Source organism: Rhodococcus sp. 14-2483-1-2, from assembly GCF_002259405.1.
Taxonomy (GTDB): domain Bacteria; phylum Actinomycetota; class Actinomycetes; order Mycobacteriales; family Mycobacteriaceae; genus Rhodococcoides.
The window spans coordinates 284,584-305,291 of sequence record NZ_NPFW01000013.1; the positions used below are offsets into that span (position 1 = coordinate 284,584).

Here is a 20,708-nt window from a genome sequence, read left to right on the forward strand (position 1 = left end):
CGCACCCGACTGGCTCGGGCGGATGCTCGACGTCGCAGGCAGAGCAGGCGGTCTGACCGACACCACCGGCACCAATCCCGTGCTGCAGCGTCAAGCACCGCCGGCCGACCGGCCGCGATCTGCCGCTGTGCTGGTGCTGTTCGGCGGCCCGGCCGTCGCCGATCCCGGTGCACCCGGCGGACTGCCTGCCGAGGCCGACGTTCTGCTGACCCAGCGCGCGTCGACGCTGCGCGATCACAGCGGGCAGATCGCCTTCCCCGGCGGTGCCACCGATCCGGGCGACGACGGCCCGATCGGTACGGCGCTGCGGGAGGCGCAGGAGGAAACCGGACTCGATCCGGCAGGTGTCGTACCGCTGGCCACGATGCCCGGCATCTACGTTCCGCCGTCGCGCTTCGACGTGATTCCGGTGCTCTCGTACTGGGAGCGACCGACGCCGGTGCGCGTCGTCGATCCCGGCGAGACCGAGCGAGTGGTGCGAGTTCCGTTGCGCGAGTTGCTCGATCCGAACAACCGATTCCAGGTGCGCCACCCTGCGGGTTACCAGGGCCCCGCGTTCGCTGTGCAGGGAATGCTGGTGTGGGGCTTCACGGGCGGTATCCTGGCGGGTCTGCTGGCTGTATCGGGCTGGGAGCCCGAGTGGGACACGGGGGACATACGCGATCTGGAGGCCAGCTTGACTGCGGTAGGAGCGAGGCTCGATCGGTGACTGGTTCAGGGTGGGTCGATATCGCGGTGGTTGCCATCGCACTGCTGGCGGCGACGTCGGGATGGCGGCAGGGGGCGGTGGCGTCGGCGCTGGCGTTTCTCGGTGTTGTGCTCGGTGCCGTCGCCGGCATTCTGGTGGCACCGCACGTGCTCGAACACGTCGACGGTTCGCGGATGCGGGTGTTCGTCGGCATCGCGTTGATCGTGGTGCTGGTGATCGTCGGTGAGGTTGCCGGCATGGTCCTCGGGCGGGCGCTACGTAGCGGAATCCATTCCCGCGCAGCACGTTCGGTCGACAGCACCATCGGTGCCGGGCTACAGGCCGTCGCGGTGCTCGCTGCCGCGTGGCTGCTCGCCATCCCGCTGACGTCGTCCTCGCAGCCCGAGGTCGCCAGTGCGGTCCGTGGATCGACGGTCCTCGGCAAGGTCGACGAAGTGGCACCGGACTGGCTGCGTCAGGTACCCAAGGAATTCTCGGCGTTGCTCGACACCTCCGGACTACCGGATGTCATCGGCCCGTTCGGTCGCACCCCGGTCGCCGAGGTCGCCGCTCCCGATTCCGGTATCGCAGCGGGACCGATTCCGGTGCAACTGCAATCGAGCGTCATCAAGATCAACGGCATCGCACCGAGCTGCCAGAAGGCGCTCGAGGGTTCGGGATTCGTCGTCGGATCGGATCTGGTGATGACCAACGCACACGTCGTCGCAGGCACGTCCGAGGTGACGGTCGATTCGCCGAACGGACCGCTCGACGCCGACGTCGTACTGTTCGATCCGGAAGAAGACATTGCGGTGCTTCGTGTTTCGCAGCTGCAGGCACCGGTGCTGGCGTTTGCGCCGACGCCGGCCGAATCCGGGACCGACGCCATCGTGCTCGGCTACCCCGGCGGTGGACCGTACACGGCGAGCCCGGCGCGCATCCGCGAGATCATCAACCTCAGCGGACCGGACATCTACCGCACCGGAACCGTCCAACGTGAGGTGTACACGGTTCGCGGATCGGTGCGGCAAGGCAACTCCGGTGGACCGCTGGTCAACTCGTCCGGTGAGGTACTGGGCGTCGTGTTCGGTGCGGCCGTCGACGACCCCGACACCGGATTCGTGCTGACCGCGTCGGAGATCGCGGACGAACTCGCGCAGAGCTTCGATGCCCCGGTGCCGGTGGGCACGGGCGACTGCATCGTCTAGCTCTCGCGCACGACCCGCAGGATCTCCTCGGACACCACGTCGGGAGCTTCCTGGTGCACGTAGTGGCCCACGTCCCGCACTGTTCGACGCGTCAGCCCGGGGGCCCAGTGCCGGTCTCTGTCGAGGGTGGTGGGCAGTACGTACGGGTCGAGGTCGCCGCTGATCTGCGCGACTGGAATCGAGGTTCGTACGTCGACGGCGTCCATGAAGCGGCGGCCCTCGGCGCGGAACTGGCTGCGGAACGCCCATCGCTGATATTCGAGTGCGCAGTGTGCAGCACCGGGAATTCTGATGGCCGAGCTCATCTTGGCCGTGGTGTCCGCGTAGTCCTCGGTGGTCTTCCACTCGGGCCCGGCGCGGTTGCTCATCAACTCGGTGACCGCGGCACCGCCTCGGCGCGTCAGCAGTCTCTCGGGGCGCAGCGGAACCTGGTAGCGAACGAAGTGCGGGAGCAGCGCGGCGCGCTGTGCCGAGTCCTTCAACACGGCCCGCCGCAGAGAGATGGGGTGCGGGGCGTTGATCAGCACCATCGAACGCACCGAGCGGGGGTGGAGCGCAACGCTGGCCCAGCAGACGAGACCGCCGTCGGCGTGGCCGACGAACGTGGCGCTCGGATAGCCCAGAGCGCGAACGAGTCCGACGATGTCGCCGGCCAGAGTCCACCCGTCGTATCCGCGTGGAGGCTTGTCGGAATCACCGTAGCCGCGCAGGTCGACGGCGATGGCACGAACACCCGATCGCGCGAGCGCCTCGAGTTGGTGTCGCCACGAGTACCAGAAGTCGGCGAAGCCGTGCAGCAGAACCACCAGCGGTGCGTCCGGTGCGTGTTCGCCGACCTCCACGATGTGGAACCGAATTCCGTTGGCGTGGATGTCGCGATGGATCCACTGTCCCGGATACCGGACCGTGGACGGATCGGGCTGATTCATACTGCTCGATTCGCCGGGCTACTACTTCTTGTAGCCGGGAACTCCGGGGATGGAATCGTGCTGGTTCGGCAGCACCGTCGACGCCTGCTTGAGCGAGTCGATGGTCTTCTCGGGCTTGCGCAGCTTCTTGACCCGGCGGTAGCCGAGGAAACCGAACAGCGCCGCGGCCAACACCATGACGGCGAACACGATGAGGAATGCGGCCCAGCGGTAGAGCCACACATCGAGCAGTTCAGCGGCGAAGAAGAAGAAGAAGAACGAGCTGAACAGCAACACCGTCAACGCGATAATGAAGAAGACGCTGCCCTGCAGACCCTTCTTGACCTCGCCGGTGACCTCGGCCTTGGCGAGGGCGACTTCGGCGCGCACGAGCGTCGAGACCTGAGTGGTGGCGTCCTTGACGAGATTTCCGATGCTGGCGCTACCAGGGGTGCGGGCATCGACATCGGTCAGAGGTATCGACGAAATCGTGTTCGGGACGCCGTTGCCGTATCCCTTGTCATTGCTGACGCTCAACTCTCGACCCCTTGTAATTGCTCTGCTCGGTGTTGTGCGGAAGATCGTATCGACAGTAGTACCTCGGTAGCAGGTTAACTGTTCCGCGGAGGGCGGGCGACGCTCGCCCTTGTTTGGACGCGTACCTCGGTACCACCTGCCGCAAACTCGAGGAACTTACGCGATCGGGCAACGGACACGCCCGGGTCGTGAAATTCTCAGGTGTTCATCAGGTAATTTGCAGGGAACTTCCCCCTTCAGGAGCATTCGTGAGTTCAGCACACACCGTCGCCGCCGACGGTGCAATTCCCGCACCTCAGGTGCCGCGATCGCGCATCGTGATCGCCTCGATGGTCGGCACGTCCATCGAGTTCTTCGACTTCTACATCTATGCCACCGCCGCAGTGCTCGTCTTCCCGCGTCTGTTCTTCCCCGCGGGCAACGACACCACCGCACTGCTGGCGTCGTTCGCTACCTTCGGCCTCGCCTTCGTCGCGCGACCCATCGGGTCGATTCTGTTCGGCCACTTCGGCGACCGCATCGGACGCAAGGCGACCCTCGTCGGGTCCCTGCTCACGATGGGTGTCGCGACGTTCGCGATCGGACTGTTGCCCACGTACGCCGCGGTGGGGCTGTGGGCTCCGGCTCTGCTGGCGATCATGCGCTTCACCCAGGGCGTCGGTCTCGGCGGCGAGTGGAGCGGTGCAGCGTTGCTGGCCACCGAAACCGCCAAGCCGGGCAAGCGAGCCTGGGCGGCGATGTACCCGCAGCTGGGCGCACCCATCGGGTTCTTCTTCGCCAACGGCATCTTCCTGCTCATCGTCATCGCGACGGGCTACGACTCGGTCAACTCGGGCACCGACCACGCGTTCCTGACGTGGGGCTGGCGAATCCCGTTCCTGCTCAGCGCCGTCATGGTCATCATCGGCCTGTACGTCCGGCTCAAGCTCGAGGAAACGCCGGTGTTCAAGCTCGCCGTCGAGCGCGGTCAGAAGGTCAAGACTCCGCTCGCTCAGGTATTCAAGACCAGTTGGCGTCAGCTGATCATCGGAACGTTCGTCATGCTCGCCACCTACACGCTGTTCTACATCATGACCACGTGGGTGGTCAGCTACGGAACGGGCAAGGTGTCCGACGTCAAGGGTCCGAAGCTGGCGATCTCCTACACCGACTTCCTGGAGCTGCAGCTCATCGCCGTGCTGTTCTTCGCGGCGCTGATTCCGGTGGCCGGGCTGCTGGCCGACAAGTACGGCCGTCGTCCCACGCTGATCGTCATCACGTCGGCGATCGTGCTGTTCGGGCTCTCGTTCCACTGGTTCGCGAACCCCGAGACCGCGTCCGCCTCGCGGATGCTGGTGTTCATGTGCGTCGGCCTCGGCCTCATGGGCCTGACCTTCGGACCGATGAGTGCCGTTCTGCCGGAACTGTTTCCGACCAACGTGCGCTACACCGGATCGGGAATCTCGTACAACACCGCGTCGATCCTCGGTGCCGCAGTGGCGCCGTTCATCGCGACCTGGCTGGTGAGCAGCTACGGCGTCGGCTGGGTTGGCGTGTACCTCGCCATCGCTGCAACGTTGACGCTGATCGCTCTGCTGATCATGAAGGAAACACGAGACCAGTCGCTCGACAGCGTCTGAGCGGCGGCGCCGCACGTGAGCGTGGAGCCTGCGGTCGTTCCGCAGGCTCCACTCCGAGCTTCGTAGCAGGGGTCGAGTTTCCGCTCACCTTGGTGGTCTCGAAGTCGTTGCAGTGCAGACAATTCGGGCATACTTCGAATGACTGTGCCGGTTTGACGGTCGATTGTCAGGAAGTTGATCGCACATCCTCAGGATCGAGGGCAACAGTGATCGACTGTGACCGTCCTCGAACACGACATCGCCCGCCCACGCTGGGCAATGCCCACTCTGGCCGCCCTTCTCGCCGGAACAGCCGGGGCCTACGCCCTGGACCTGAATCGGGAGCACTGGGGTAACTCCTTCTACGCAGCAGCCGTTCAGGCCGGCTCGATCAGTTGGAAGGCCTTCCTGTTCGGCTCGTCCGACGCCGCGAACTCGATCACGGTGGACAAGCCGCCTGCGTCGCTGTGGGTCATGGAGCTCTCGGTACGAATCTTCGGCCTCAACTCGTGGTCGCTGTTGTTGCCGCAGGTGCTGATGGCCGTGCTGAGCGTGGGAATCATGTACGCGATCGTCGCCAGTCGATTCGGCTACGGGGCAGCGCTGATTGCAGGCGCGGTCTTGGCGACCACGCCGACCTTCGCGCTGATGTTCCGCTACGACAATCCCGACGCCTTGCTCACCCTCACCCTGTTGGGAGCCGCGTGGGCGATGCTTCGCGCGCTCGAGGACGGGCGAACTCGGTGGCTGGTGGTCACCGGAGCTGTTGTCGGCCTCGGGTTTCTGACGAAGCAACTGCAGGCGTTCCTCGTCGTACCAGCTCTCGCCGTGGCGTACGCGGCGTTCGGTCCACCGAGGTTCGGAACCCGAATGCTGCAGTTGCCGGCGGCCGGTGCCGCGGTGCTCGTGACGGCCGGGTGGTGGGTGGCGATCGTGCAGTTGGTTCCGGCTGCCGACCGGCCGTGGGTCGGCGGGTCGAAGACCGACAGCATCCTGGACCTGACATTCGGCTACAACGGTCTGGGTCGACTGACGGGCAACGAACACGGAAGCAGTGCGGCATCCCATGCCGGAGATGCGGTGCAGACGGGCATCACCCGGATGTTCGCTGCCGCGCAGGGTGGTCAGATCTCGTGGCTGATACCGGCTGCGCTCGTGCTCGTGGTGGCGGGAATCGTGTTGCGCGGCAAAGCGCCTCGACAGGACTTCCGACGCGCCTGGTATGTGATGTGGGGAATGTGGCTCATCGGGTGCTCGCTGGTGTTCAGCTTCATGTCGGGCACCTTTCACTCGTACTACACGATCGTGATCGCACCGGCGATCGCCGCCATCGTCGGAGCTGCCCTGCGCGAACTGTGGGTGCGACGCGAGAACGTCTGGTGCCGTTCGATTCTCGCGCTTGCTTCGGCTGTCACCACGGCCACGTCGTTCGTCTTTCTCGCTCGTACACCCGAGTTCGTGCCGTGGCTCCGATGGGTGGTGCTGGGAGTCGGGATCGTTGTGGCTCTCGCCCTCGTGGTCCGGATGTCTCGAGCGGTCTCGATTACGCTGGGAGCGGCGGCAATTGCGGTCGCTCTGGCCGGCCCCGTCGCTTACGTCGCCGATACCGTGGTCACCCCGCACAGTGGAGGAGGTCCGTCGGCCGGGCCCGCTGTTGCGTCCGAGACCGCAGCCTACGGAACCGGATCGCATGAGGAAATTGTCGGCCGCTCAGCGCAATTCGGCTCCGCAGCCGCACCGGACGCAGAGCTGACCGGCCTACTCGAATCCGACGCCCAGAACTACACCTGGGTGGCGGCGACCGTCGGATCCAACGCCGCCGCGGGCATACAGCTCGCGACCGACGACCCGGTGATGCCGGTGGGTGGATTCTCCGGAACCGACCCGTCGCCCACGCTCGACCGATTCGAGGCCGACGTGGCCGCGGGAAAGATCCATTACTTCATCGAGGGAACGGGCAAGACCAGGCCGTCGGCGGTCGGTGACTGGGTAGCTGCGACCTTCACACCCAGGACCGTCGGCGACTACACGGTGTTCGATCTGAGTGCCTGAGGCAGTGGTGCGGTTGAGTGCCCCCTGAGGCACTCAACCGCACCACTGGCCGCTAGCGGCCCTTCTTGATCGCCTCGAACACCTTCGGGTCGACGAGGGTGGACACGTCGCCGAGTTCGCGGCCCTCGGCCACGTCGCGCAGCAGTCGACGCATGATCTTGCCGGATCGCGTCTTCGGCAGCTCCGGCACGATGGAGATCTCCCGAGGCCTGGCGATCGGCGAAATCTCCTTGGAGACCTGCGCCTTGAGTTCGGCGATCAGCGCGTCGCCGGTGTTCTCCTCGCCTGCCCGCAGGATGACGAACGCGACGATGCCCTGACCGGTGGTGTCGTCGGCGGCACCGACCACCGCGGCCTCGGCGACACTGTGATGGGTGACCAGTGCCGACTCCACCTCGGACGTCGAGATGCGGTGGCCCGAGACGTTCATGACGTCGTCGACGCGGCCGAGGACCCACAGTGCGCCGTCGTCGTCGTACTTGGCACCGTCACCGGCGAAGTACCAGCCCTCCTCGGCGTACCGCGACCAGTACGTTTCCTTGTAGCGGTCCATGTCGCCCCAGATGCCGCGCAGCATCGACGGCCACGGCTCGTCGAGGACGAGGTAACCGTTGCCGCCGTTGCCCAGTGGCTTGGCGTCGTCGTCGACGATCTTGGCGGAGATGCCGGGCAACGGGGCCATCGCGGAGCCGGGCTTGGTGGCGGTGACGCCGGGCAGCGGGGAGATCATGATCGCGCCGGTCTCGGTCTGCCACCAGGTGTCGACGATCGGTGCGGTGCCGCCGCCGACGACGTCGCGGAACCAGCGCCACGCCTCGGGGTTGATCGGTTCGCCGACGGAGCCGAGCAGACGGATCGAGCTCAGATCGTGTGCCCCGGGGATTTCCTTGCCCCACTTCATGAACGTACGAACGAGGGTGGGGGAGGTGTAGTAGATCGAGACCTTGTACTTCTCGATGACGTTCCAATGCCGGTGCTCGTCGGGCGAATTGGGCGTGCCCTCGTAGACGACCTGCGTCGCGCGGTTCGAGAGCGGCCCGTAGACGATGTAGGAGTGCCCGGTGACCCAGCCGATGTCGGCGGTGCACCAGTAGACGTCGGTTCCGGCCTTGTGGTCGAAGACGTTGTGGTGGGTGTACGAGGTCTGCGTCAGGTAGCCGCCGGAGGTGTGGATGATGCCCTTGGGCTTACCCGTCGTGCCCGAGGTGTAGAGGATGAAGAGTGGGTGCTCGGCCGGGAACGGCTGCGCCTCATGCTCTTTCGACGCCTTGGCGACGGTCTCGTGCCACCACAGGTCGCGTCCCTCGGTCCAGGAGACCTCGGAGTCGGTGCGTTTGACGACCAGCACGTGTTCGATCGATGCCGCCCCGTCGACTGCTTCGTCGACGGTGTCCTTGATGGGCGCGGGCTTGCCGCGTCGCCACTGACCGTCGGTGGTGATGACGAGCTTGGCCTCGGCGTCGTCGACGCGCGAGCGGAGTGCGGTGGCGGAGAAGCCGGCGAAGACGACCGAGTGGGTCAGGCCGAGGCGTGCGCACGCGAGGATCGAGACGATGGCCTCGGGGATCATGGGCATGTAGATGGCGACTCGGTCGCCGGAGACGAGGCCGAGTTCGGTCAGGGTGTTGGCGGCCTGGCTGACGTCGGCGAGCAGATCGGAGTAGGTGATGTCGCGGCTGTCGCCGGGTTCGCCTTCCCAGTGGATGGCCACCTGGTCGCCGTGTCCGTCGATCACGTGGCGGTCGACGCAGTTGTAGGCGACGTTGAGCTCGCCGTCGGCGAACCACTTGGCGACGGGGGCGTCGGACCAGTCGAGAACTTCGGTGAACGGGGTGTGCCAGTGGAGTCGGCGAGCCTGTTCGGCCCAGAAGCCGAGTCGATCCTCCTCGGCGGCGGCGTAGAGCTCGGTTCCGGCGTTCGCCTGAGCCGAGAACTCGGCCGAGGGTGCGTAGGAGGCAACCGCGGTCTCGTCGGTTCCGGAGGTACTGGTCGTCATCTCGAATAGCTCACTTTCGTCCGGTGCATTTCGCTCATGAAACTGCACTTCCGTGCCGGTCTCGAGCCCCTTGTGAGGGTAGTCACATGTGATGGCAATCGCACCGTTGCAATCGCCTGCAACCCCCTGATCTGCGGTGATCGGTAGTTTCTGCACGGTGGGCGGTAATCGGGGTTCTCGCCGAGCCGCCTCGACGACGCGGAAGTCCGAAGTGTGAGAAATCGACTTGCCGAAACGTTTCGATCATGTTTCCGGCTTACTCACGGGTCAGCAAAATCTGGGGGAGTTCACATGTTCGTTTCAGGATGTGTCTAAAGTCCATCCCATCAGATCGTTGGAACGGCTCACATGCCGTGCCATGCGGTCGCCCACGAATCCCCGGGCGTCGCGCCCGAGGAACTGAGCACGGATGACCCCGTGTTCACATCTGGATGGAGGATTTTCCTTGCGTATCAAACGTGCCGCGGTCGTCACCACGGCTGTGCTGATGAGTGCGAGCCTGCTCGCCGCCTGTGGCGGCGGTGGCTCGAGCTCCGGTGGCAGCGCCGACGGGATCTACAGCATCTACATCGGCGAGCCGGAGAACCCGTTGGTTCCCGGAAACACCACCGAGAGCGAAGGCAGCCAGGTCCTCAAGGCGCTCTTCACTCCACTGGTCACGTTCAACGACGAAGACAACAGCGTCGAGTACAACGGCGTTGCCGAGTCCGTCGAGTCCGAGGACAACATCACCTGGACCGTCAAGCTCAAGGACGGCTGGACGTTCCACGACGGCACCCCGGTCACCTCGGAGTCCTTCACCAAGGCGTGGAGCTACAATGCGTTGAGCACCAACGCATTCGGTGCCTCGTACTTCTTCGAGAACATCGAAGGCTACGCAGACCTGCAGGGCAGCGACACCGCCGAGCCCACTGCGACCGAACTGAGCGGATTGAGCGTCGTCGACGACACGACCTTCACCGTCAAGCTCAACGGACCGTTCGCAATCTTCCCGCTGACGCTCGGCTACACCGCGTTCGATCCGCTGCCGGAGGCGTTCTACGCCGACCCGACGGCATTCGGTGCCCGCCCGATCGGTAACGGCCCGTTCAAGGCCGACTCGGACTTCGTTCCGGGACAGGGCTTCACCGTCACCAAGTACGACGACTACGCAGGCGACAACGCCGCCAAGTCCGCGGGCGTCAACTTCAAGGTCTACACCGAGCTGAACACCGGCTACAACGATATCCAGGGCGGTGGACTCGACATCATGCTCGATCTGCCCGAGGACGCCTGGGCCACTGCGCGAGATCAGTTCGGTGATCGTTACGCCGATCGCGCCCGTCCCGACATCACCTCGCTCGGCTTCCCGACGTACGACCCGCGGTTCCAGGACCCGAACGTACGCAAGGCGTTCTCGATGGCCATCGATCGCCAGGCCATCGCAACGGCGATCTTCACCGACACCCGTACCCCCGCCGATTCCTTCGCCTCTCCCGTGGTCGAGGGCTACCGCGAGGATGCGTGTGGCGCCACCTGCGAGCTCAACGCCGACGAGGCCAACCGTCTGCTCGACGAGGCCGGCTTCGATCGCAGCCAGCCGGTGGACCTGTGGTTCAACGCCGGTGCCGGACACGACTCGTGGATGACGGCGGTGGGCAACCAGATTCGCGAGAACCTGGGTGTCGACTACGCACTGCGCGGCGATCTGCAGTTCGCTCAGTACCTGCCGCTGCAGGACGCCAAGGGTATGACCGGCCCGTTCCGCTCGAGCTGGATCATGGACTACCCGTCGATCTACAACTTCCTGTCCCCGCTGTACTCGTCCGCGGCACTGCCGCCGGCCGGTAGCAACGCCACGTTCTTCAGCGACCCGGCCTTCGACGCCGCATTGGCAGAGGGCAACAACGCCGAAAACATCGAGGCCGCGACGGCGGACTACCAGAAGGCAGAGGACATCCTGTTCCAGCAGATGCCCGCTACCCCGCTGTTCTACGGCCTGAACCAGGCAGTGTGGTCCGATCGCGTCTCCGACGTGAAGATCGACAACACCGGCGACATCGTCCTCGAGGACGTCGTAGTCAGCTAACAACGGACACCGGTGGGTGGCAACGGATGTGACTCCGTTGCCACCCATCGGTTCGTTTCGGCGGTGGGCTCGACGCCCACCGAAGACCTGCGTCAGCGAGACCCGATTCGCAGGATCGCCGCATCCAAGGAGAAACCACAGTGGGTCGCTACATATCCCGCCGATTACTGCTGACGATTCCCGTCCTGATCGGCTCCTCTTTTCTCATCTTCGCCATGGTCTACGCACTGCCCGGTGATCCCATCCGCGCCCTGGCCGGAGATCGCCCGCTCGCCCCTGCCGTCGTCGCGCAGTTGCGCGACGACTTCAACCTCGACGACAACCTGGTCGTCCAGTACCTCAAGTACATCGGTGGATTCTTCCAAGGCAACTTCGGCACCGACTTCTCCGGCCGCCCCGTGCTCGACACCATCGAGCGGGCCCTGCCCGTCACCATCAAGCTGACGATCGTCGCCGTGGTCTTCGAGACCATCATGGGTATCGCAGCGGGTGTGCTCTCGGCCCTGAAGAAGGGGTCGTTCTTCGACAACCTCGTGCTCATTTCGACGACGTTGCTGGTGTCGGTTCCGGTCTTCGTCCTCGGTTTCATCGCGCAGTTCACGCTGGGTGTGAAACTGGGTGTCTTCCCGATCTCCGGTATCAACAACGGGTGGTCGAGCTACCTGCTCCCGGGCCTGGTGCTCGCGTCGCTGTCGATGGCCTACGTCGCCCGATTGACTCGTACGTCCGTGGCTGAGTCGATGGCAGCTGATTACATCCGCACCGCGAAGTCGAAGGGAATCAGCAACCGGCGCATCATCGTTCGCCATGCTCTGCGAAATTCCCTGATTCCCGTCGTCACCTTCATCGGTGCCGACGTCGGCGGTCTGCTGGGCGGTGCGATCGTAACCGAAACGGTGTTCAACCTGCCGGGTCTCGGACGCGCGATCTACGACGCACTGGCGCGTCAGGAAGGTGCCGTCGTCGTCGGCATCGTGACGCTCTTCGTGTTCTTCTACATCTTCTTCAACCTCGTGGTGGATGTTCTCTACGCGGTTCTCGATCCAAGGATTCGCTATGAATAAGGACGACACGAACGCAGCTCAGCATGCGGCGGACGAGGGTCAGCCGGGCAACGTCATCACCGGCGAGGCCGTCGATCTGGTCGGCCAGGCCAGCCTGTGGGGCAATGCGTGGAAGTTCTTGCGCAAGAGCCCCTTCTTCATCATCGGGTCGTTCCTGCTCGCCGTGCTCCTGGTGATGGCGGTGTTCCCGCAACTGTTTGCCCGCGGGATCGATCCGCGGGTGTGCTCGCTGTCGAACTCGCGCCAGACCCCGAGTGCCGAGCATTGGTTCGGCACCGACATCCAGGGGTGCGACTACTACGCCAACGTCATCTACGGTGCACGGATCTCGCTGTCGATCGGTGTGCTGTCGGTCATCGGTGTGCTCATCATCGGTGTGCTGATCGGTGCTCTCGCAGGCTATTTCGGCGGTTTCATCGACAGCATCCTGGCTCGCTTCACCGATGTGTTCTTCGGAATTCCGCTGCTGCTCGGTGCCCTCATTCTGTTGACGGTGACCGCACAGCGCACGATCTTCACCGTCTCGCTCGCGCTGATCGTGTTCGGCTGGATGACGGCGATGCGACTGGTCCGATCGAGTGTCATCGCGATCAAGAACAGCGAGTACGTCCAGGCCGCTCAGGCGCTCGGTGCGTCCACGTACCGAATTCTGGTGCGGCACATTCTGCCCAATGCTCTTGCGCCGGTGATCATCTACGCCACCATCTCGGTGGGTACGTTCATCGCGGCCGAGGCGACGCTGACGTTCCTCGGAATCGGACTGCAAGCTCCCGAGATCTCGTGGGGCCTGCAGATCAACCTCGGTCAGAACGTGTTCCTGACGGCACCGTATCTGGTGCTGTTCCCGGCCGCGTTCCTCTCCGTCACGGTGCTCGCGTTCATCATGCTCGGCGACGCGCTCCGTGACGCACTCGATCCGAAACGGAACTGACATGAGTATTCAGAAGGACACGGTTCTGACCGTCACCGATCTGACGGTCGAGTTCGAGGTCGAGAAGGTATGGCGCAAGGCCGCCGATTCCGTCTCGTTCACGGTCGCCGCCGGCGAGGTACTCGCCATCGTCGGTGAGTCCGGATCCGGTAAGTCGACCACCGCCATGGCCATTCCCGGTCTGCTGGCCGACAATTCACGGGTGTCGGGCAGCATCAAGCTGGGCGAGAAGGAACTGGTCGGACTGCCCGAGAAGCAGCTCGCACCCATCCGCGGCAAGAACGTTGCGGTGATCTTCCAGGAGCCCATGACGGCGCTCAATCCGGTGTACTCGATCGGCTGGCAGATCACCGAGGCCATCCGGGCACACACCTCGCTGTCGAAGAAGGAAGCGAAGGCGCGGGCCGTCGAGCTGCTGAAGCTCGTCGAGATGCCGGATCCGGAGACCCGGGTGAACTACTACCCGCATCAGCTCTCCGGTGGTCAGCGTCAGCGCGCCATGATCGCCCAGGCGCTGTCCTCGGATCCGGCGCTGCTGATCGCGGACGAGCCGACCACGGCTCTGGACGTGACGGTGCAGGCCGAGATCCTCGACCTGATGCGCGACCTGCGCAACCGCATCGACGCGTCGATCGTGCTGATCACCCACGACATGGGTGTGGTGGCAGACATGGCCGATCGCATCGCGGTGATGAAGGACGGCGTGATCGTCGAAACCGATGTTGCGCAGAAGATTTTCAAGGATGCATCGCATCCGTACACGCAGCAGTTGCTCGCCTCGGTTCCGCACCTGGGCAGCAGCATGGAGTCCGTGGCGGCGGGAACCATCGCTCAGCCGAGCGCCGTCGAGGACACCCGGGCACTGAGCATCGTCGACGGCGTCATCGACTACCCGGGCCGCACCGTGTTCCGGGCCGTCGACGGGGTCAGCCTCGACATCGAGATGGGTGAGGTCGTCGGTCTCGTCGGTGAGTCGGGCTCGGGCAAGTCCACGATCGGCAAGGCCGTGGTGGGGCTGAACAAGCTCACCGGCGGTTCCTTGTCGATCGCGGGGGTCGATATCACCAACCTGTCGAATCGCGATCTGCGGTCGGTGCGAAGCAAGGTCGGCATCGTGTTCCAGGATCCGGGTTCGTCGCTGAACCCGCGCTGGCCGATCGGTCAGTCCATCGCCGAGCCGATGCTGCTGCACACCGAACTCGGTGCTTCCGAGCGGAACAAGAAGGTCGAGGAACTACTCGATCAGGTGCACCTGTCGCGGACAATGCGTAACCGCTACCCCCACCAGCTGTCCGGTGGGCAGCGTCAGCGTGTCGGTATCGCTCGGGCACTGGCCCTGGAGCCGACGTTGCTGGTGGCCGACGAACCGACGTCTGCACTCGACGTGTCGGTGCAGGCCAAGGTGCTCGAGCTGTTCAAGGAACTGCAGCGTGAGTACGGTTTCGCGTGCTTGTTCATCAGTCACGACCTCGCTGTGGTGGAGGTGCTGGCCAAGCGCATCGCGGTGCTGAACAAGGGCAAGTTGGCCGAGTTCGGTACGACGGATCAGATCCTGCGCCGTCCGACCAACGAGTACACCAAGCGGTTGCTCGCAGCCGTCCCGGTGCCCGACCCGGCCGAACAGGCCAAGCGTCGTCAGGCGCGCGCCGAGCTGTTGGCGGCCGGAGCGAAGTAGGCGGTGAGGGGAGGGGGTACCGTCGTCTGTCGTGACGGACCCCCTCGCCCCGCTACTGGAACTGCCCGGAGTTCTCGACTCTGCCGAACGTGCGCGCGACGCTCTGGGCGCGGTGCATCGGCACAAGGCCAACCGTCGTGGCTGGCCGGCCACCGCCGCCGAGGCCGCGGTGCGTGCGGCCCGCTCGTCTTCGACACTCGAGGGTGGTTCGATGGACTTCCCCCGCGAGGGCGAAGACGGCGACCCCATTCTGGCTGGTGCGCTGCGAGTGGCGGCTGCCCTCGACGGTGATGCGCTGCAGAACACGGTCTCTACGTGGAAACGCGCACCGCTGCAGACCCTCGCACGACTGCACCTGTTGGCCGCAGCAGACCTCGTCGACGACGCCTCCGAACTCGGACGTCCCCGCAGCGATGCGGGTGTCGGCGATCGACTCGACCTGCTCGCTCAGTTGGTGACCGGTGGAACCTCCGCACCTGCTCCGGTGATCGCGGCGGTGGTACACGGTGAGTTGTTGACGCTCAAAGCTTTCGGATCGGCCGACGGCATCGTTGCGCGGGCTGCATCGAGACTGGTCGCAGCGTCGTCGGGATTCGACCCCCACAACCTCGGAGTGCCGGAGGTGAGCTGGATGCGTCGGGCAAATGCCTACCGAGACGGCGCGACGGGATTCGCCGAGGGCACCGCGACCGGCGTCGGGAGTTGGGTGATCCTGTGCTGCGGAGCATTCGAAGCCGGTGCGGCAGAAGCGACTTCGATTGCCGAAGCTGCGCAGTAAGCTTGTGCGCACATAAAAGGGCGGCGATGTCGACTTGCGTCGACGTCGCCGCCCGTTAGCACGGAGCGCCTGGTTACCAAGCGTGCTCAGGTGGGCTGTGATGGAAAACCACGTGGCCTCGGCGAGGGTTCGACGGTGATGAGGTCATCCCTGCAACCGGTGCAGGGTTCTTGCTGATCATCGACGAATCTCGCAGGCCCACAGCGCTTCTGCCATTAGGTGGCTGCTCCGCGTGGGTGCCTGGTGTCCGTGCTGGGAATCCCGGTCGGGAGAGCGAATCTTCTCTTCCGATTCGTTCTTGGCCTTCCGTTCTTCCGTACGTCATTTGTACCCCGTGACGCTCCTCACATCAAGGGTTTGGGCGTCATCTTTTTCTTCGGAGCAGTCCGTAGGTGATCGCGCCTGCGGCAAGAGCGCTGAAACCTGCTGCGGCACTTGCTGCTACGGTCTTGCCGGACGGGGTCTGGATCCGTGATCGCAGCGAGACCGGGTTGGAGAAGGTGAGAATCGGCCAGCCGCGGGAGGCGGCTTCCTTGCGCAGTGCGCGATCGGGGTTGACGGCCGTGGGATGCCCGACGGCGCGCAGCATCGGCACGTCGGTGATCGAGTCCGAGTACGCGTAGCTCGACGTCAAGTCGTAATCGTGTTGCGCGGCCAGGGCGTTCATGGCGTCGACCTTGCCCTCTCCGTAGCAGTAGAAGTCGACCTCGCCGATGTACTTGCCCTCCACGGTCACCATCGTGGTGGCCATGCTGTGATCGGCACCCAGTAGTTGTGCGATGGGGTGCACGATCTCGTCGCCGGAGGCCGACACGATCACGACGTCGTGTCCGCGGAGCTTGTGGTCGGCGATGAGATCGGCGGCTTCGGCGAACACGAGGGGGTCGACGATGTCGTGCAGAGTCTCGGCGACGACCGCTCGCACCTGTTCGACGTCCCAGCCTGCGGTCATGCTCGCGATATGGGCGCGCATGCGCTCCATCTGGTCGTGATCGGCTCCGGAGAGCAGGAACAAGAACTGCGCGTAGCTGCTTTTGAGAACGGCGCGCCGGTTGATGAGTCCTTGGTCGAAGAACGGCTTGCTGAATGCCAACGTGCTGGACTTGGCAATGATCGTCTTGTCGAGGTCGAAGAATGCCGCGACGCGCGCTGCGCGTCGGCCGGCCGGGACGTCGTCGTTGCTCGCGCTCTGGGTCACGTTTGTCACCATAGTGGCCGGTGGTGACCGGTGGATGTTGCGCGGTGCCACTGGTGGACTCGGTCCGATGCGGTCGAGAAAAACGGACTGTTGAACTTGCAAACAAGGACGTCCACGGGTGTAGTATTTTCTACGAGCCCGGTTCATCCCGGGCGGTGTTCAGCCCGACCCCCCGGGGCTGAACCAGACGACCCTCGCCTCCTCCCCCCCTGGCGAGGGTCGTCCTCTTTTCTGGGGTAGGTCGAAAACTGGTACAGAAGTACCGGTATTCATCCACAGGCCCGGATCTATCCACATTTCCCCAAGTCGCGCGCATCTCGAGCAGATTCTCACGCAGGCTCGCCGCATGGAAACGGACGTGCGACGGCGAATCACGCACCCGGTAGTGACGATGTCGATCGAACTTCGCGGTCTCCGCGAGGACGTCTATCGAATCGCCGCAGCCGCGGATTGTGTTGTGGAAGAGCAGAACTTACTGGTCGGTATCGGTTCCACACGTTCGATGTGGGACCGCGCCGGAATTCTTTTGGTCGATTTCGTGTCCGCCGAGGCGGCACTGGCGACCGGATTTCCGCGCCGCTCGGGCGTCATTCTGGTCACGGACGCGCCGCCGACACTCGACGATTGGCGAATCGCCACATCGCTCGGTGCCGAGCACGTGGTCTCGCTGCCGTGGGACGAGGACGCACTCGTGCGCATACTCGGCGAACCCGCGTCGGTAGCGTCTGGAGACGGTGGAGTGATCGCGGTGGTCGGCGCCCGCGGTGGCGCGGGTGCATCCACGTTCGCCGCCGCACTCGGACTCTGCAGCGGCCGCTCGGGCCGACGTGCACTCCTCGTCGAGGGTGACCGCTACGGCAGCGGCCTCGACCTGCTACTCGGCTGGGAGAATGCTCCGGGTCTGCGGTGGTCCGGTTTGGTCGTCGAAGGTGGCCGAGTCTCCGGCGACGCGCTGCACGGCGCGCTGCCGTCGCGGGACGGGTTGTCGGTGTTGGCGCTGGGCAGATCCGACGAGCGGAGTGTCGGACTCTCCGCCGTCGCAGTGGCGGCTGTACTCGATGCAGGACGCGCAGCGGGAGATCTGGTGGTGTGCGACGCTCCGCGTCATCCCAGCGACGTCTCCGACGCTCTGTACGCCGCGGCGGACCTCGTCGCGCTGGTACTTCCGGCCGAACTGCGAGCCGTGACGTCGGCCGAGGTGGTGGCAGCGCATGTGGTGGATCGAAATGCCAATGTCGGCCTGGTCGTTCGTGGGCCTGCGCCGGGTGGGCTGAGGGCCGACGATATCGCCGTCGCCCTCGAACTTCCACTGTTGACGTCGATGCGCGCCGAGCCCGCGTTGGCCGAGCGCCTGGAACGTGGAGGTCTGGTGCTGGGCCGACGTTCGCCGCTGGCCGCAGCAGCCAACGCAGTGCTCGATACGTTCGCGCACAAGCCCGGTGGTCAGCGGTGGGCGGCGTGAGCGCAGTCGTCACCGTGGATCTGCTCGACCGCGTCCGCGATCGCCTGGCGGCATCGGCCGACGCTCCTGTTCCCGCCACCGTCGCCGCGGCCATTCGAGCGGAAGCCGGGGGAGTGATCGGCGACACCGATATGCTTGCGGCCCTTCGTGTTCTGCAAACCGAACTGACCGGCGCGGGTCCGTTGGAGCCGCTGCTGTCCGAGCCCGGAGTGACCGATGTACTGGTCACCGCACCGGATCAGGTGTGGATCGATCGTGGTCGCGGACTCGAGCGCACCGGAGTTCGCTTCGTCGACGAGGCTGCCGTTCGGCGGCTGGCGCAACGGCTCGCCCTCTCTTCCGGCCGTCGACTCGACGACGCGCAGCCCTGGGTCGACGGGCGACTGCCGGGCGTCGGGCAGGGGGCGTTCGGCGTCCGCCTGCACGCTGTGCTGGCACCGGTGGCGAGCGGGGGAACGTGTGTCTCGCTTCGGGTTCTGCGACCCGCGACGCAGGGACTCGCCGCGCTCCGTGCATCGGGAGCCGTGACCGAAGACGGGTACGAGCTGCTGCGTCGAATCGTGTTCGGCCGCTTGGCGTTCTTGGTCGTCGGAGGTACCGGCGCCGGAAAAACTACACTCTTGGCCGCACTGCTGGGTGAGGTGGATCCGGCCGAACGCATCGTGTGCGTCGAGGACGCGGCAGAGTTGGCACCGGCCCATCCGCACGTGGTCCGTCTGGTGGCCCGCGCGCCCAATGTCGAAGGGGTGGGGGAGGTGTCGGTGCGCCAACTGGTGCGTCAAGCCCTGCGAATGCGACCCGACCGACTCGTCGTCGGTGAGGTGCGCGGGGCCGAGGTCATCGACCTGATGACGGCTCTCAATACCGGTCACGACGGTGGAGCCGGAACCATCCACGCGAACTCCCCGGCCGAGGTACCCGCCCGACTCGAAGCCCTTGCGGCACTGGGCGGAATGGGGCGAGATGCGCTGCACAGTCAACTCGCCGCTGCGGTCCAAGTGGTCTTGCACGTCCATCGCAGCGCAGACGGTACTCGACGTCTCCGTGAGATCGGAGTGGTCGACGTCGATCCCACCGGGCGAGTGCACATCGCAGCGGCCTGGTCGGTGGATGGCGAACCGACGCCGGGCGAAGGTCGGCTCCTCGAACTGCTCGACCGCCGCTGCGGTGACGCCGGATGACGGCCGCCCTCATGGCCCTCGCTGTGGCAGTCACTCTGTGGCCGAGCAGTTTCCGTCGGTTGCCTCGTGAAGCACGGACGGCGTCGTCCGCGCCCCGATGGATGGTGCCGGCATGCTGCGCTCTGCTTGCGGCAGGGGCGGTGTGGTGGTTCGGCGGAATCTGGGCAGTGAGCGCAGCGGCGGTGGCGGGCAGTACCGGATGGCGGCGTTACCGTCGGCGACTCGAACGCGACCGGCGCGCCGAGGAATTGAACTGGCTCGCAACCGGAGTCGAAGTGGTGATCGGAGAGCTCCGCGTCGGGTCCCATCCGGCCACGGCCAGCGCGGTTGCGGCGGACGAGTGCTGCGGGATCGCGTCGACGGCACTGCGCGGTGCGGCATCGCGCTCCCGATTGGGCGGCAGGGCTGCCGACGGCATCGCTGCGTCCGATTCGCTGTTGGACGCCGAGCTCGGCCGGCTGGCCGCCGCGTGGCGAGTGGCCGACGAGCACGGGCTCGCACTTGCCGAGCTGCTGGACGCCGTCCGCGAGGACATGCTGGGGCGCAGACGGTTTCGCGAACGAACCGACGCATCCCTCGCCGGTGCCCGTGCCACCGCGCTGGTTCTGGCCGGTCTGCCGATCCTCGGAGTCGCGCTGGGCCAGCTGATGGGCGCGGATCCACTGCAGATTCTGCTCGGCGGTGGGCTCGGCGGAATGCTGCTGCTCATCGGCACGGCGCTGGGGTGCGCGGGGCTGCTGTGGACCGATGCGATCACCGGCACGGTGACGACGTGATGTGGGCGACGGTGCTCTGTGTCGCAACGGCGTTGATCACGCTGCCCTCGGTCGCGGGCGGGTTGCACAGGCTCGCACCCGAGGGCCGGGCGGTCGCCGTCGCCGTCGATGCGCCGCCACCCGACCCGCTCGCGGTGGCCACGACATTCGATCTGCTCGCCGCATGTCTGCGGTCGGGTTTGCCGATATCGACTGCCGCTGCGGCGGCGGCACAGTCCGCTCCGACCTCGTTCGGTGTTGCGCTCCGCAATGCGGCCGATCTGCTGGAACTCGGTGCCGACGCCGCGACCGCGTGGGACGCCGTCGCGCAGGATCCGGAGACCGAGGCTCTGGCCAGGATGGCCCGCCGATCAGCCCGGGCCGGGTCGTCCATGGCGTCGGCGATGACGGAACTTGCTGCGACACAACGAACGCGGGCCGAGGATGCGTCGGCTGCCGCGGCCGAGCGTGCGGGTGTGCTGATCAGCGGGCCGTTGGGGCTGTGCTTTCTGCCCGCCTTCATCTGTCTCGGCATCATCCCCGTGGTGATCGGACTGGCGGGCAATGTAATGGGCGGTGGTCTGCTGTGACCGCCGCGCACTCGAGTGT

The 20,708-nt window shown here is 65.4% G+C and carries 17 protein-coding genes; 13 read left to right on the plus strand and 4 right to left on the minus strand.

Annotated features, from left to right (window positions below; translation table 11 throughout):
* The first annotated feature begins 22 nt into the window (after nt 1-22).
* Together CH295_RS12470 and marP are read left to right on the plus strand one after the other, a co-directional pair.
* A complete protein-coding gene (locus tag CH295_RS12470; RefSeq protein ID WP_094741003.1) occupies nt 23-709 on the plus strand; it encodes an NUDIX hydrolase in 687 nt (228 codons plus the stop codon).
* Nucleotides 706-1,896 (plus strand): acid resistance serine protease MarP, encoded by a 1,191-nt coding sequence (marP, locus tag CH295_RS12475; RefSeq protein WP_094740862.1) that lies wholly within the window; start codon nt 706-708, stop codon nt 1,894-1,896. The genes CH295_RS12470 and marP overlap by 4 nt, the downstream gene beginning before the upstream one ends.
* On the opposite strand, the gene CH295_RS12480 is transcribed toward marP, so the two are convergent.
* Nucleotides 1,893-2,825, minus strand: a complete 933-nt coding sequence (locus CH295_RS12480; RefSeq protein ID WP_094740863.1) for an alpha/beta fold hydrolase — start codon at nt 2,823-2,825, stop codon at nt 1,893-1,895. The two genes, marP and CH295_RS12480, sit on opposite strands and share 4 nt — an antisense overlap.
* Before the next feature lie 21 nt (nt 2,826-2,846).
* A complete protein-coding gene (locus CH295_RS12485) occupies nt 2,847-3,341 on the minus strand; it encodes a phage holin family protein (protein WP_032395253.1) in 495 nt (164 codons plus the stop codon).
* 248 nt (nt 3,342-3,589) lie between these two features.
* Here CH295_RS12485 and CH295_RS12490 point away from each other — a divergent pair, with 248 nt between their 5' ends.
* Both CH295_RS12490 and CH295_RS12495 read left to right on the plus strand, forming a co-directional pair.
* A complete protein-coding gene (locus tag CH295_RS12490; RefSeq protein ID WP_170945879.1) occupies nt 3,590-4,960 on the plus strand; it encodes an MFS transporter in 1,371 nt (456 codons plus the stop codon).
* A gap of 216 nt (nt 4,961-5,176) precedes the next feature.
* Nucleotides 5,177-6,991 carry a glycosyltransferase family 39 protein gene (locus CH295_RS12495; protein WP_252342018.1) on the plus strand — a complete coding sequence of 605 codons (1,815 nt, stop codon included), beginning with the start codon at nt 5,177-5,179 and terminating at the stop codon, nt 6,989-6,991.
* Between the two features lie 52 nt (nt 6,992-7,043).
* Here the strand turns inward: CH295_RS12495 and acs are convergent, their stop codons facing one another.
* Nucleotides 7,044-8,987 (minus strand): acetate--CoA ligase, encoded by a 1,944-nt coding sequence (acs, locus tag CH295_RS12500; RefSeq protein WP_094741006.1) that lies wholly within the window; start codon nt 8,985-8,987, stop codon nt 7,044-7,046.
* A 445-nt stretch (nt 8,988-9,432) separates the two neighbouring features.
* Between acs and CH295_RS12505 the strand changes: the two genes are divergently transcribed.
* The 5 genes from CH295_RS12505 (at nt 9,433) to CH295_RS12525 (ending at nt 15,503) form a co-directional block, all read left to right on the plus strand.
* Nucleotides 9,433-11,055, plus strand: coding sequence for a peptide ABC transporter substrate-binding protein (locus CH295_RS12505; protein WP_094741007.1), 1,623 nt, complete (start codon nt 9,433-9,435; stop codon nt 11,053-11,055).
* 140 nt (nt 11,056-11,195) lie between these two features.
* A complete protein-coding gene (locus CH295_RS12510) occupies nt 11,196-12,119 on the plus strand; it encodes an ABC transporter permease (protein WP_094740864.1) in 924 nt (307 codons plus the stop codon).
* Nucleotides 12,112-13,050, plus strand: coding sequence for an ABC transporter permease (locus tag CH295_RS12515; RefSeq protein ID WP_094632320.1), 939 nt, complete (start codon nt 12,112-12,114; stop codon nt 13,048-13,050). Before CH295_RS12510 ends, CH295_RS12515 begins: the two co-directional genes overlap by 8 nt.
* A gap of 1 nt (nt 13,051) precedes the next feature.
* Nucleotides 13,052-14,725: an ABC transporter ATP-binding protein gene (locus CH295_RS12520; protein WP_094740865.1), complete on the plus strand. Its 1,674-nt coding sequence runs from the start codon at nt 13,052-13,054 to the stop codon at nt 14,723-14,725.
* Nucleotides 14,726-14,756: 31 nt separating this feature from the next.
* On the plus strand, nt 14,757-15,503 hold the full coding sequence (locus CH295_RS12525) for an oxidoreductase (protein ID WP_094740866.1): 747 nt from the start codon (nt 14,757-14,759) through the stop codon (nt 15,501-15,503).
* A 364-nt stretch (nt 15,504-15,867) separates the two neighbouring features.
* Here CH295_RS12525 and CH295_RS12530 read toward each other — a convergent pair whose 3' ends face one another.
* The gene (locus CH295_RS12530) at nt 15,868-16,713 is read right to left on the minus strand and encodes an HAD-IB family hydrolase (RefSeq protein ID WP_252342019.1); all 846 of its coding nucleotides are present in this window, start codon (nt 16,711-16,713) and stop codon (nt 15,868-15,870) included.
* Nucleotides 16,714-17,047: 334 nt separating this feature from the next.
* Between CH295_RS12530 and ssd the strand changes: the two genes are divergently transcribed.
* From ssd to CH295_RS12550, 4 genes are read left to right on the plus strand one after another with little or no spacing between them, the layout of a single operon-like run.
* Nucleotides 17,048-18,163, plus strand: a complete 1,116-nt coding sequence (gene ssd / locus CH295_RS12535) for a septum site-determining protein Ssd (RefSeq protein ID WP_094740867.1) — start codon at nt 17,048-17,050, stop codon at nt 18,161-18,163.
* On the plus strand, nt 18,160-19,344 hold the full coding sequence (locus tag CH295_RS12540) for a TadA family conjugal transfer-associated ATPase (RefSeq protein ID WP_094741008.1): 1,185 nt from the start codon (nt 18,160-18,162) through the stop codon (nt 19,342-19,344). Before ssd ends, CH295_RS12540 begins: the two co-directional genes overlap by 4 nt.
* Nucleotides 19,341-20,120, plus strand: a complete 780-nt coding sequence (locus CH295_RS12545; protein ID WP_094740868.1) for a type II secretion system F family protein — start codon at nt 19,341-19,343, stop codon at nt 20,118-20,120. Before CH295_RS12540 ends, CH295_RS12545 begins: the two co-directional genes overlap by 4 nt.
* On the plus strand, nt 20,117-20,689 hold the full coding sequence (locus tag CH295_RS12550) for a type II secretion system F family protein (protein ID WP_252342021.1): 573 nt from the start codon (nt 20,117-20,119) through the stop codon (nt 20,687-20,689). The genes CH295_RS12545 and CH295_RS12550 overlap by 4 nt, the downstream gene beginning before the upstream one ends.
* Nucleotides 20,690-20,708 lie beyond the last annotated feature (19 nt).

Excerpts from the sequence above, each read along its gene's own strand:
- CH295_RS12530 (WP_252342019.1), bottom strand. The coding sequence starts at position 16,713 with ATGGTGACAAACGTGACCCAGAGCGCGAGCAACGACGACGTCCCGGCC.
- acs (WP_094741006.1), bottom strand. The coding sequence starts at position 8,987 with ATGACGACCAGTACCTCCGGAACCGACGAGACCGCGGTTGCCTCCTAC.
- CH295_RS12545 (WP_094740868.1), top strand. The coding sequence starts at position 19,341 with ATGACGGCCGCCCTCATGGCCCTCGCTGTGGCAGTCACTCTGTGGCCG.
- CH295_RS12470 (WP_094741003.1), top strand. The coding sequence starts at position 23 with ATGCTCGACGTCGCAGGCAGAGCAGGCGGTCTGACCGACACCACCGGC.
- CH295_RS12520 (WP_094740865.1), top strand. The coding sequence starts at position 13,052 with ATGAGTATTCAGAAGGACACGGTTCTGACCGTCACCGATCTGACGGTC.
- CH295_RS12515 (WP_094632320.1), top strand. The coding sequence starts at position 12,112 with ATGAATAAGGACGACACGAACGCAGCTCAGCATGCGGCGGACGAGGGT.
- ssd (WP_094740867.1), top strand. The coding sequence starts at position 17,048 with ATGGAAACGGACGTGCGACGGCGAATCACGCACCCGGTAGTGACGATG.
- CH295_RS12480 (WP_094740863.1), bottom strand. The coding sequence starts at position 2,825 with ATGAATCAGCCCGATCCGTCCACGGTCCGGTATCCGGGACAGTGGATC.